General features: G+C 40.9%; 1 protein-coding gene. It reads right to left on the minus strand.

Features of this window, described 5'->3' with window-relative positions:
• The coding region (locus ABR397_RS24000; protein ID WP_350307874.1) for an IS30 family transposase at window positions 1-247 on the minus strand (247 nt) is incomplete at both ends.

Genomic DNA, 247 nt, shown 5'->3' on the forward strand with positions numbered 1-247 from the left:
ACCCATTGATATTCTCATTGATCCCTCTTTCCCAAGGCGAATAAGGGTGAGCAAAGTAAATTTGGGTTTCTAATTCTTCACCGATGATTTCATGATCTGCGAACTCCAAACTGTTATCGAACGTGATGGTCTTAACCTTTTGTTTTAACGGGTATAATACTTTCACTGCCGCTTTCGCGACTTCTGATGCCTGCTTGCTATCAAGTTTAACGATAATTGTATACAGCGTCTTGCGGTCAACCAATGT

The sequence above is a fragment of the Photorhabdus viridis genome, assembly GCF_040256935.1.
Taxonomy (GTDB): Bacteria; Pseudomonadota; Gammaproteobacteria; order Enterobacterales; family Enterobacteriaceae; genus Photorhabdus; species Photorhabdus viridis.